This window comes from Congregibacter variabilis, from assembly GCF_045689235.1.
GTDB classification, from domain to species: Bacteria; Pseudomonadota; Gammaproteobacteria; order Pseudomonadales; family Halieaceae; genus Congregibacter; species Congregibacter variabilis.
The window spans coordinates 2,321,091-2,333,589 of sequence record NZ_CP136864.1; the positions used below are offsets into that span (position 1 = coordinate 2,321,091).

The window sequence follows — 12,499 nt, forward strand, 5'->3', positions numbered from 1 at the left end:
TAATTATAAACTATTGAATTCTAAAGGATTAATTGATGATTTAGCTCGGCTGGCACGTACTCTGCGTAGTGTACTGCACGAATACCAAGGGACGACAAAGCCATGCCAACACATCACGAAGAGCTCAGCATGATCACCTGCTCTTATGCACCCGACTACCAGCGTTGCGAGCGTTTGTGCCGCTCTGTCGATCGCTGGGTCAGCGGCGATATTGCCCACTGGCTGGTGGTACCCGCCAGGGACGTAGCTCTGTTTCGCACCCTGTCTAATGGGCGCAGAAATGTCGTTGCCGTGGAGGATGTCGTGCCTGGCAAATTCTGGCAGCTCCCCAAAAGCACCCGCTGGTGGCTCGATAGTCGTGCCTGGCCCGTGCGCGGCTGGGTTATGCAACAAGTGACAAAACTTTCAGCCAACTTCGTCAGCAGCGCCGAGCTCATTATTTTTGCTGACTCGGACCTGCAGTTTGTTCGCCCCTTTAGCCGCGACAACGTGGTTCACGATGGCCAACTGCGACTGCATAGAATCGCGGGAGCAAAAGACACTGGCGAGCACCTTTTGTGGCACCACAAAGCCGCAGACTTGATTGGCGCCAAAAAACAATACTTTGGTCATGACTACATCGGCCAGTTAATCACCTGGCGACGCAGTCATCTGGAGGGACTCCAACAGCATCTGGAAGATCAACACAGCCGCCCCTGGTACCAAGGTGTAGCGCGGGCTCTTAAAGTATCTGAATACATTTTGTACGGCGCCTACGTTGATGTCGTTGTTGGGATAGACAAAAGCGGGCACTTTTCCTGTGATCAGGATCCGGTGCATTGCTGTTGGTTCAAAGAAGAAGCCGACGCTCTGGCAAATGGCACAAACCCACTACAAGAACGCGCCGTCGCCGTTCTGCTTCAATCAAATCTCGGGCTCAGTGATCAGGACGAGCAACGCATTGTGCGTGACCTGAACGCTTCGAGCTTACGCCCTCTGGAGGGACTCGCACTATGAAAAAGCTTCTGTTTATCACCCCGGAACTCCCCTACCCACCGCAAAGCGGCGGCAAGGTCAAAAGCCTCAAGCTCCTGGAAGCCCTCGCGGAACGGTACGAAGTCACTCTGGTTTCTCCGCTGAAGCTTGACGACGCAGACCATCGTCCAGCGTTCGAGAAGCAATCGCCTTGCGTCGACCATATACATAGACGTGTAAATGTACCCCGCTCGGGAAAAAGCCTTCTGGGTAGCTATCTTCGCGGCAAGCCACTTAATGTGCACCGCAGCTACGATGCAGCACTCGCACAGCAAGTTCGCCGCCTTGCACCATCGCAGGATGTGATCTTTCTGGACCACTATGAAGTTTCTGCCTACCTGCCGGATAACTATCAGGGCATGGTGGTTTATCACGCGCACAATGCTTATCACCAGATATGGGACCGCTACGCGCGACTCCCGGGCAATCCCGCATTTCGCGTCGCTGCGCTAGCTGAATCACGCCGCGTACGTCGTGCCGAAGAAAAGATAGCCGATCGTGCCGACCTGGTCTTTGCATCCCCCAACGACACCGAAACCCTGGTAGAGAGCGGTATCAACCCAAACAAAATCTCCCACACCTACCACCTGGGTGACGACAGTCAGCTAGCACTGCCGCAGTTGGAGTTCTCACAGACACGCAAAAAACTGATGTACGTAGGCCTGCTGGGCTGGGAAGCCAACGTGGTCGGTCTGCTGTGGTTTATTGAAAGCGTCTGGCCGCGACTGCTGCAGGAACACCCCGACCTGGAGTTCGATGTCGTGGGCAAAAATCCAGATCAACGCTTGATAGACGCCGTAGCGATCTACCCCAATATTCGTCTGCGCGGCTTTGTAGAAGACCTGCAGGAAGTCTACAAGGACTCTCGCGTATCTATTGCGCCGCTACTCTTTGGAAGTGGGATGAAGGTAAAGGTACTCGACGCTATGGCCCGCGGCCTTCCCACGGTGACAACGCCTGTAGGCGCTGAAGGCGTGGACTACATTAACAATCGGCACCTTAGCGTTGCAAAAAATGCTGACGACATGGCGCTTGCTACACTGCAGTTACTCGTTGATGAAACGCTGTGGAACCGTATGCGCGACGCATCTAGACGCCTCATTAGTGATCGCTACACCTGGCGTCAGCTGTTCTCGAGCATGCATGACGCGCTGGACAATGCGTTTTTAGAAAAACACGCCAAAGATCTACGTAGCGGCTCCTCGCCAGAAATACTCCAGCATGCCTGACAGCGCCACCAGTATTGGGACCGTCATAGAGCCCCGGTTTGCCAGCAAAATGTGGCGTGCCGGGACGCTGGCGGTGAGCCGCGGAACCGGTATGGCTGCTCAAATGGCGGTGCAAATCGCCGTGGGCGCGCTGGCGGGACCTGCGGGAATTGGTGCGCTGCAGCTGCATATGGCCTGGGGCAGCCTTCTGGGCGAGCTCGTCGGAGCGGGCGAACCCACCCGGGCGCTGCGCGATCACTCCCTTAACAGTAGCAATAGCTCGGCGCTCACACGCGGGCTAATCAGAGCCAGCAAACATATTCTGATGTACGCGGCAGCACTCGCTGCATTTACGCTCATTCTTGTTTTCTCGGGATTTGCCGATGCTCTGGGCCTGAAGGCCGGACCACTATTGGCATCAATTTTAATCTCGGCGCCCCTCTTTGCACTGACACGGCTGTTTGCAGAAACCCTCAAGGCGCTGGACAAGGCAATGTGGGCCGTGACTCTCGAAAACACCGTCATGCCCGTTATGATTCTGGGGCTCTGCGCGCTCATCGCCTTGGGCGTCATTCCTGTCTCCCAGACAGCTATTCTCACTTCGGCGGTTATTGGGCTACTGCTGGGGCTAATCCTGATGGCAACCTCACTACGCCAGCGGTGTATCAATACAGATAACCGCTCTGGTGCTTCCGCAGCCGATGGTGCCAGCCCCATTAGCGTGCGCGGTGAATCCATGCACTTCTGGCTCAACGGACTCCTGAACATCGCGTTCTTGCAACTGCCTTTCCTGATCATGCCCTGGCTGGTGAGCGTAGAGGACATTGGCCGCTATGCAGTGGCGCATAAACTCCTAAACGTCATCACAACCCTGTTGATTCTGCTGTCCGCTATATACGGCCCACGCTTTGCCCGGGCTGCCGCAGTGGCAGATAGCGGCGCGCTTCGAGCGCTACTGGCCACAACCCAACGCATCTCACTGGCGATCTTTGTGCCGGCCGCCGTGCTTATGCTGGCACTGGCCGAGCCACTGGCCAAGCTATTCAGCCTTAGCCCCGGCGCCTTGCTACCGCTATTGGTCCTGCTTTGCGGTGGACAACTGCTCAACGCCGCCACCGGCTTGTCCGGCGTGCTACTGAATATGAGTGGTGCCGCGCATCTCGAATTTCGCTTACTCATTGCCAGTTGCACGGCAACCATCCTGCTTGCAGTCCCCCTGGGTCTGTCCTTTGGGGCAAACGGTATAGCGGCAGCGATCGCTGGCGGCATTGCTCTGCGCAACGTCTGCAGCTACCTGGCAGTGCGCCGCCACATCTATAAGCTTGGATCCAAATAACTATGAAAACTCTGGATTTTGTCATTATTGGCGCCCAAAAGTGCGCAACTACCACCTTATTCGAACTACTCAGGCAGCATCCGGGTATCAGCATGCCCATCGAAAAAGAGGTTCCCTTCTTCACCAACGAAGACTGCGGCCCACAAGCCTGGGACTCCTTTGCAGATCGCTACTACAGCAGCGCTGATAACAAGCTCTGGGGCAAAGCCAGCCCCCAGTACATGGCTGATGAAGATATTCCCAAGCGTATTGCAGCACTCATGCCCAGCACCAAACTGATCGCAGTGCTTCGCGATCCTATTGACCGTAGTCGCTCGCACTTTCGCATGGCCTTGCGGCGCAACACCGAAACCCGCTCGTTTGATGAAGCAATGAATGACCGGCTTTCTGCTGAGGCGCTGCATAGCGCACGCAAGAGCGTGGCACCTACCCACAGCAATGGTTACGAATCAGAGAGCGATTTTTATCTGGTGTGGAGCGAGTACGGCCGCATTCTGGAGCGTTATCGTCAGCACTTTGCCGATAAGCAACTGCTAGTGCTTTACACGAACGAACTGGAAGACGACCCCCGGGGAGTTCTTGAGCGGGTGTTAGCTTTTTTGGATCTGCCCGGCGAATTCCAGCCGCGCGGCCTGGGCGAGGTGATGCATGCGGGCGGCGGCGGCGCACGCGTACCCCACGGCCTGCGTGTCTGGCTGCGCGAGCGCTCCATCATCAGTGGCTTGTGGGGCCTGGTACCACCACAGCAGCAGGGTCGGATTCGATTTCTCTATGAACGCTGGAACAGTCACAAACGCAAAGACCCTCTCCCACTGAGCGCAGCAACTGAGCAGGCGCTGCGCAGGCACTTTGCCGAAGACGCACAGCGCATAGAGGCACTGGGAATCAGCGCCCCGCCCTGGTCTGCGCACTACCAAGCGGTCTGAACCGGGCCAAAAGCATCTACTGTTGTTGCATTTTGCAAATATTGGTCTTGCAATATGCAATGCAGCAAGCGAGACGTCGATTCTCGAAGCGACCAAAAAACAATAAGCTGTTGTTTTAATTGAAATAAATTAGTTGGCACCGCACTTGCTCTGTCTACGGTAACAAGTATTCAGAGAACAGACCCGTGACACACTCGATTAAAAGCCTCAAGAACAGCTCTACTATCTGCCGCCTTGTAAGCGCCGCAGTGGTTCTGACGAGCCTGTATGGCACACCGAGCTTCGCACAGGACGACTACCAGCCGTTTATAGAGCCGCTGCAGGTCACGCAGAATCGCGCCTATTACAAGGCAGCACCGACAGGACAGGACGAGCCCCTCAGCGTCCCATTTTCGCCAATCTCAGCGCCTGTAGAGGTCGTCATTGACGAAGAGTCACGCCTGGAAGCTCTGGCGCGGGAGAAGCAACAGGCTCTGTCATTGGAAGAAGGCTCTCAGGATCAGGCACTGACCGATGAGATCGAACAGTTTGGCTACTCGATCTTCAACCGCTCGCCCAGCACCTTCGCTCCGGTAGAGGGCATTCCGGTTCCTTCTGACTACCGTATTGGGCCCGGCGACAACATCGTCATTCAGCTGTTCGGCAAGCGTAACGTTCAATACAACCTGATTGTTACTCGCGAAGGCAAGATTCTGATCCCCGAGTTTGGCCCCATCACGGTTGGCGGCATGAACTTTGACGATGCAGAAACATTGATCACCAGCGGATTTGATCAGCGCATGATCGGTGCCCGAGCCGTGGTCACCATGGGAAAGCTGCGCACTATTCAGGTTCGCCTGGCGGGCGACGTGAAGCAACCCGGTATCTATACCATCGGTGGGCTGTCCAGCCTCATCGACGCGCTTCTGACCACTGGCGGCATTGCCGGAACCGGCACCTTGCGCGACGTTCAGCTTATCCGCGATGGCAAGATTGTGACTCACCTGGATCTCTACGAACTATTGCTCGCCGGCAAGAGTGAGAGCGACGCCTTTCTTCGTCACAACGATACGATTTTTGTGCCCGCCATTGGCGACATTGTGTATGTCGGTGGCGAGGTGCAACGTCCAGCCATCTACGAACTTCGCGGCGAGAGCACGCTCGAGCAAGTGTTGAACATGGCCGGAGGCTTACTGCCGTCTGCATCGCTGGGTGAGTCCCTCATCGAACGCATCCAGGAAGGTGGCAGCCGCACGGTCATCGACTTTCACGCCCGGGGCACAGCGCAGAACATGGCGGCTATTCTCGGCACTAAAATGCGCTCCGGCGATGTGCTGCGAATCCTCCCTCTGGAAGACCGACTTGATGCAGTCGTTATGCTTGATGGCCACGTAGAACGCCCGGGTGCTTATCAATTTGAAGCGGGCATGCGCGTATCAAGCTTACTGCGCGGTACCCAGGCTCTTTTGCCTGGCGTTGATATGCGCTTTGCAATCATCGAGCGGGAAGATCGTCAGACTCTGCAAAGCTCAGTGATCTACATCTCGCCCAAAGCCGCTCTGGAAGCACCAGGCGAAGGTAGTGACTACTTACTTCAAGCTCGGGATCGCATTCGCCTTTTCCGCACGAACGAGAACCGCGAAGACTCGCTTGCGGGCCTGAGCGACAAGCTTGCACGTCAGGCAACAGACCCCCGTGCAGCAAACTTATTGGAGCTCCGTGGTGCTGTTCGCCATAGCGGCCAGTTCCCGCTCGCCCAAGGCGCCCGCCTGCTGGATGCCTTGAACCTGGGTGGTGGCATGCAAAGCGGCGGCGACTTTAACCACGGCATGATCGTTCGAACACAGCTGCCTGGTCTGACCATCAAGACATTGTCTTTTAGTGTTGCAGCCGCACAATTGAATCCGGACAGCACTGCCAATCCTCTGCTTCAGCCCGGCGATCGACTCTACTTCCTGGGCGAAAACGGCACTCGCAGCCAACTCCTCGCCGATGAAATACAGCGGCTTAAAGAGCAGGCGCGCTACGGCGAGGTAGAGCGTGTAGTCAGTATCCTGGGGGAAGTTCTGAGCCCTGGGGAATACCCACTGGCCGACAACATGCGAGCCAGCGACCTTCTGTGTACTGCGCGAGGCCTGTCACGACGTGCTGATGGCCTCAGCATGCAGCTGTCCCGTCGCAACGCTACTGATGATGCCTTGCAGCATCTGTCATTGGATACCCGCGAGCTGATGACCCTCTGCGCAGACCTGCATCGCCTAAATCGTGGTGAGCTCAACGCCGCCGCCGAGACCGCGTTTATGCAACAGTACGCCAACGATGTGATCAACCCGGTGCTCACCGCCCGCGACCAGTTGGCGGTGAGCCTGCGAAGCGGATGGAGTGAAACAGCATCCGTGACACTGCGCGGCGAAATCCACAAGCCTGGCGTGTATGCCATTGGTCCGGGCGAGACGCTATGCGAAGTGCTGCGCCGCGCCGGTGGCTTGACTGAGGCCGCCTATCCGTTTGGCGCAGAGTTCACCCGCCAGTCGGTTCTGGACATCCAACAGGAAACGCTGGATGAACTCCACGATCAACTCGACGACCTCATGGTTGAGCTGTCTCTGTCCCACTCCTTTCGTAATGACGAAAAGGCCTCCCGCGAATGGGGCGGCAAGCAGGACACACTCAAGGTTATACAACAGCTGGAGCGCGCAGAAGCAACGGGGCGCATGGTGATAAATCTGGATAAGGTCCAGCGCTGTCGCAGCCGCGACGCTCTGGCCCTGGAAAACGGTGATGAGCTAATAGTCCCCCGAGCACCCAATCATGTGCAGGTAGCCGGTCAGGTTTATGTTGCCACCTCACACCTTTACGACGAGTCCCGCAGTATCAAGGACTACGTGGAGCTCTCTGGTGGATCGACTGTACTGGGTCGTCTGGACCACACCTATGTGATTCAGGCCAACGGCGAAGTCCTGAACCTTAAAGGCAAGCGCAGCTCCCGCAGCATCGCACGCCAGAACGTTATGCCGGGCGCGCGTATTTATGTACCAATTAACGTTGATCGCATGAATCCCACAGAAAAAGCACAGACCTGGGTTAGCACGCTTGCTCAGGCGGCGATCCTTGCCGGCATCGTACTGTGAACGGAGACGAGTCAATGACCCAGCACAACAACATTGCACCAGCACATCAAACAGCGGCTGCGAGCCTGGATTTGATGCCCTTTGTGAATGCACTGCTTCGCGCAAAGTGGATACTCGCAGCGGCACTCGTCATCGGCGCAGGCCTTGGTACCTGGCTCTCTATGACGACACCGTACAGCTACGTAGCTGGCGCCAAGGTCAGCATTGTCGACATCTCAGATCCCGGTGGTGTGTCTCCTGACGACCGTCGCGCCTCAGAAGTTTTGACCCTGGTCGAGCATGGCTTTGTCATGGGTACCACTCGCGACAACTACGCCGAAGTAATGATGGCGCGCCTGCGATCACGCAGCTTCACCCTGCACTTTTTAGACACGCACAACATTTATCGCCACTTCTATCCGGCCAAGTGGTCCGAAGAAACACAGTCCTGGAAAGATGGCTTCACACCAGACATCGGTGAGAGTTTTACCCGCTTTCGCGACGAGATCCGCATGATCAACGTCGATGAAGAAACTGACATTGTCACCGTAGCAATGCGCTGGCCCGAGCCAACATTACCCCGGGACTGGGCAAACATGTACGTCGACACCTTTAACGAATACATGCGTGACCGCACCACCCAGGAAGTGGTCCGCAAACAAGCTTTTCTGGAAGAAAAACTTCGTCAGTCAGACGTGGTAGAAATCCAAAAATCAATTTACCGCCTGATTGAAGCCCAGACAGCCATCATGATGTTAGCCAATGCCCGCGAAGAGTACGTGCTTGAGATTATTGACCCGGCAGCACGCCCCTACCGCAGCGTAAACATGTCCAGAAAGAAGAAGATCATCGTCGGCGGCATTGTCGGCTTTATGTTGAGTGTCTTCGCAGTCTTGGCCACCACGCTTTTGCTGCAGCTCTGGAACAGCTTCCAGACGGCCCGCGCATTGCATAACCAAAACGCCAACCGAACAGATTTTTCCTGAGGAATCACCATGAGTACGCTTACTTACAACCCCGGTCGTGACTGCTTCAACTCCCTGGGAATTCCCGTCGACAATCTGACCCTGGACAGCGCAGTAGAGCGAATAATCGCCATGGCTTCGTCGAAAGATGGCCGAGCTCGACTGGTCTCTACACTGAACGCAGATTTTCTCGTCAATTGTCTGGGCACGGCTTTATCCCGCCCGCGGCACCCCGAGTTACTGGAGGTTCTGCGCAGCTCGGATCTCGTAACCGCCGATGGATTCCCCATCGTGTGGCTGAGCCGACTACTCGGCAGACCCATCAAGGAACGGGTATGCGGCTCGGATCTGGTGCCAGCCATCGCTGAACGCGCAGCGCAGGAAGGCCTGTCGATCTTTCTTCTTGGCGGTGCCTCAGGTGTCGCTGCGGAGGCGGGTCGCGTTCTGGAAGCCTGCTACCCCGGTCTTCGTATTGCCGGAACCGCCGCACCTTTTGTAAAAACCACCGGTCGGGATTTGGCCTCCGCCGTAGATGACGATCGCGCGCTGCTCGAAGAAATCCATGCATCCAAGGCAGATATTCTGCTGGTTGGCCTGGGTAATCCCAAACAGGAACTGTGGTTTAACCGCAATCGCAAGCAACTCAAAACACCGGTCTCGATTGGCGTCGGCGGCACCTTCGAGTTCGTCATAGGGACGGTTCGCCGCGCCCCGGCCGCATGGCAGAGCATGAATCTGGAATGGGTTTATCGCATCCTTCAAGATCCGGCCCGACTGTGGAAGCGTTACAGCAAGGGCTTGTTCAAACTCAGCGCTCTGGCGACGCCCGTAATCATGCAACGCATCGCGGAAACGTTTCAGTTTGGAAAAGCCGAGCTGCCAGGATCTGGCGCTCTTCCCTGGCGGCGTCTGTGGTCTTCCCGGGACCAGTCCATAGCACTCTTGCCCTTGCCCCGCCGCGTGGGTACAGAGTATCTGCAGCGTATCGTTGAAGATCTGGCAAAAGAGACTGATGCCGATGAGCTGCGCATCCTGGACTTTTCTGAAGTCAGACACATTGCGCTGAATGCTCAGCAGGAACTCTTTAATCTTGCCAGCCTGCTGCACGCGCAACGGGCCAAGATCCAACTCATGGGGATGTCATCGCAGGTGCGCAGACAACTCACCGCTGCAAGACTCATGGATCTGCTGGAAAACGACAACAAAGGCACACTGGACCGCCTCAGCGTTCGGCCCACGGATTTAGCATCCTTCGCCTGCCAGTCCTACGCCCTTAAAGACGCGACCTTGGTCATGCTCTCCGGACGCATCAATCGTGAGTCCCTTAGTGAAGTTGGATTCGTCGAATGCTTGCTCGATAGCGTGCGCGACCGTCATTGCATCATCGATTTTCGTAACGTGGATCTGCTGGAAAGCTCGGGCATCGCTGAACTAATGCCGCTATTTACTCACCGCGGCCCCAAGGGGTCTGATGTGTTCCTCAGCGGTGTGGGTCATAACATTAAGCAGATGTTGCGCATGGCAGAAGTCGACTGCACCGCTGAGATTATTAATGATCGACAGCTTCTTGAGCGCATCAGCAAGGAGAGCTCTGGTGTCTGATCTGCGCGGAACCTACATTCTGCTGCTCAACTGGAACGGATGGCGCGACAGCATTGCCTGCCTGGACAGCCTGCTCCCCGATATTCACAGGGGCGCCCGGGTTATCGTCTGTGACAACCAGTCAAGCGACGATAGCCTTGTGCACATTGAGTCCTGGGCAGCGGGTCGCATCAGCTCGCCGCAACCCCAGCAACCACGTCTGGCGGCACTGCAGAGCCACGCACTGGCGAAGCCAAAAACCCAGCGCATCAGTCGCTCGCAAGCGGAATCCGGCCAAGCGGATACAGCGACTCAGCTGCTACTCATCGACAATGGGGAAAACCTCGGTTTTGCCGCCGGCAACAACGTGGGAATGCGCTTTGCACTGGCACAGACGGACATGACTCATCTGTGGTTGCTCAACAATGACACTCTGGTAGAGCCTGACTGCCTTACCAATATGCGTGAGCGACTGACACATCACGACAGGCCCGCCGTATGCGGATCGGTTATTCACTTTTTTGATAACCCACAGATCATTCAGTGTATTGGAGGTAATCGTTTTGACGCGCGCCGCGGGCGTGCCATGGAGTCCGAAGGACGCTACCTTCAAGAGAGCAAGCTATGCGAACAAAAGGATGCAGAACAAAAGCTGGATTACCTCACCGGCTGCTCTATGCTGTTGCCTCGGGAATTCCTGGAGAATGTGGGACTAATGAACGAAGCCTACTTTCTTTACTACGAAGAAATCGATTGGTTCACTCGGGCCGCCGGGCAATTTGATCTTCTAGTTGCCAGTGACGCCCGCCTGTATCACCGTGAAGGGGGCAGCATCGGATCTCGCAGCTGGAATCGCGGCCCTTCTTTGGTATCTGATCTGCACATGTTTCGCAGCCGAATTCATTTTATGAAGAGCTACTACCCACAGAACCTCTGGCGTTGCTCCCTGAGCAATTGGCTGGACGTTGGCAAGCGTCTGCTTAAGGGACAGTGGCGAAACGCGGCGGTGATTGCCCGGGAAATCACCCGGAGCTCCCCCGGGCCGCAACTCGCTCTATGAATAATGCGGCACCAGCGGGCTCACCCTTTCAGATCAGTCTCAACCCCCTGATCTACGCAACTATTTTTATGGCGGTCTTTGCGGGCTGCCAGGGTGGTCGCTATTACATGTCCAATCGTCTGCAGGAGCTGGGCATCGCCTGCGCTTTACTGCTCTTTGTCATGGGCTGCTGGCAGGGCCTCTTTCGGCTTCCATACCAAGAGTGGCGAAGCTGGGTGCTCAGCCCGCTTATGCTTATCGGAGGCATTATCGGCATCAGCAGCGTAGTCTTTGTACTGAACTACTCCGGCAGTGTGCTGTACAGCGCGTTTTCCGCAAGAGAATTCCTCCTGGCCTTCATGGGGCCCGGAATTTATCTGCTCTGTCGCTGTGGCTTGCCCCTGCAAAACGTTGAACGCACCATCTGGTTTGCGCTATTTGCCCTGATGATTAATTACCTGCTCTTTTACTTCACCATGGATCTACGCGCGGCGTTTTTTTCCTCGGATCACACCGTAAGCAACCTCGTGACCTACGACGCCTGGCGTGGGTTTCGCCTTAAGCCACCGCTGTTCGCCATCATGGTTGCCTTGTTGGGAGCGCTCGCTCTGATCCTCCAGTCGCGAGGCAAAGCCGTAAAAACCGCGGCAATCGCCAGTGTCGCTCTGGCGGCCTATATCTGGAGCATCGTGCTGTTTCGCTCGACTTTGGCGACCATGATCCTCTCTGTAATGTTGTATCCCCTGCTCTTATCGCATCGCAACCGGCTCAAACTCATCGTGGTGATGGCGCCCTTGGTAGTGCTCGCAGTTCCTGTCGTTGGATCACTGGCAGTAGAAAACTTCATGGAGGCAGACGGCGGCAGTATCCGCGCCAAGGCATTTCTTAAGGCCATAGACCATATCGCCATGCACCCCGTACTCGGCGCGGGTGAAGACAGCGCCTACGGTCTGTCCTATCAGGAAATTGTCGCCCCGTATTTCTTCCCTTCGGACTTGGGCCTAATGGGCGTGACTTATAAATACGGTGTACTGGGACTGATTTTGTATCTCACAATGCACTGCAAAATATGGCTGCGTCTTTGGTCGGCAAATATGGATTGCCGGGCAACCGATGGGCGCATCAATCCACTGTTGTGGGGTATGTTTATCTTCATGACAGCGCAGACCTTCAATCTAGCCCTGAATCCGGGGCTCGCCTATGCTCAGGGGATTACCCTGGGGAGTCTCGCGCTTTCCCTTGCGAGCCTGCACCGCGTCCGCTGCGCCCCCGCAAGCGACAAGAACACCCTTGCACCATCGCCGAATCTCCCCATACTGAGCACTTAAAGTTGATTGGCTT

9 protein-coding genes are annotated in these 12,499 nt (G+C 56.0%); all 9 read left to right on the plus strand.

Features of this window, described 5'->3' with window-relative positions; translation table 11 throughout:
- Positions 1 to 102 precede the first annotated feature (102 nt).
- The 9 genes from R0135_RS10255 to R0135_RS10295 all read left to right on the plus strand — a co-directional run bounded on the left by R0135_RS10255 (position 103) and on the right by R0135_RS10295 (position 12,486).
- The gene (locus R0135_RS10255; RefSeq protein ID WP_407346744.1) at positions 103 to 996 is read left to right on the plus strand and encodes a DUF6492 family protein; all 894 of its coding nucleotides are present in this window, start codon (positions 103 to 105) and stop codon (positions 994 to 996) included.
- Complete coding sequence (locus tag R0135_RS10260; RefSeq protein ID WP_407346745.1) at positions 993 to 2,243, plus strand: glycosyltransferase family 4 protein; 1,251 nt, start codon at positions 993 to 995, stop codon at positions 2,241 to 2,243. The genes R0135_RS10255 and R0135_RS10260 overlap by 4 nt, the downstream gene beginning before the upstream one ends.
- Positions 2,236 to 3,558 carry a lipopolysaccharide biosynthesis protein gene (locus R0135_RS10265; RefSeq protein ID WP_407346746.1) on the plus strand — a complete coding sequence of 441 codons (1,323 nt, stop codon included), beginning with the start codon at positions 2,236 to 2,238 and terminating at the stop codon, positions 3,556 to 3,558. Before R0135_RS10260 ends, R0135_RS10265 begins: the two co-directional genes overlap by 8 nt.
- Before the next feature lie 2 nt (positions 3,559 to 3,560).
- A complete protein-coding gene (locus R0135_RS10270) occupies positions 3,561 to 4,484 on the plus strand; it encodes a sulfotransferase family protein (RefSeq protein WP_407346747.1) in 924 nt (307 codons plus the stop codon).
- Positions 4,485 to 4,669: 185 nt separating this feature from the next.
- Positions 4,670 to 7,594, plus strand: coding sequence for an SLBB domain-containing protein (locus R0135_RS10275; protein WP_407346748.1), 2,925 nt, complete (start codon positions 4,670 to 4,672; stop codon positions 7,592 to 7,594).
- 14 nt (positions 7,595 to 7,608) lie between these two features.
- On the plus strand, positions 7,609 to 8,559 hold the full coding sequence (locus R0135_RS10280) for a chain-length determining protein (protein ID WP_407346749.1): 951 nt from the start codon (positions 7,609 to 7,611) through the stop codon (positions 8,557 to 8,559).
- Between the two features lie 9 nt (positions 8,560 to 8,568).
- Entirely contained in the window at positions 8,569 to 10,140 is a 1,572-nt protein-coding gene (locus R0135_RS10285) for a WecB/TagA/CpsF family glycosyltransferase (RefSeq protein WP_407346750.1), read from the plus strand.
- Complete coding sequence (locus R0135_RS10290) at positions 10,133 to 11,179, plus strand: glycosyltransferase family 2 protein (protein WP_407346751.1); 1,047 nt, start codon at positions 10,133 to 10,135, stop codon at positions 11,177 to 11,179. Before R0135_RS10285 ends, R0135_RS10290 begins: the two co-directional genes overlap by 8 nt.
- Positions 11,176 to 12,486 (plus strand): hypothetical protein, encoded by a 1,311-nt coding sequence (locus R0135_RS10295; protein ID WP_407346752.1) that lies wholly within the window; start codon positions 11,176 to 11,178, stop codon positions 12,484 to 12,486. Before R0135_RS10290 ends, R0135_RS10295 begins: the two co-directional genes overlap by 4 nt.
- Positions 12,487 to 12,499: the final 13 nt, after the last annotated feature.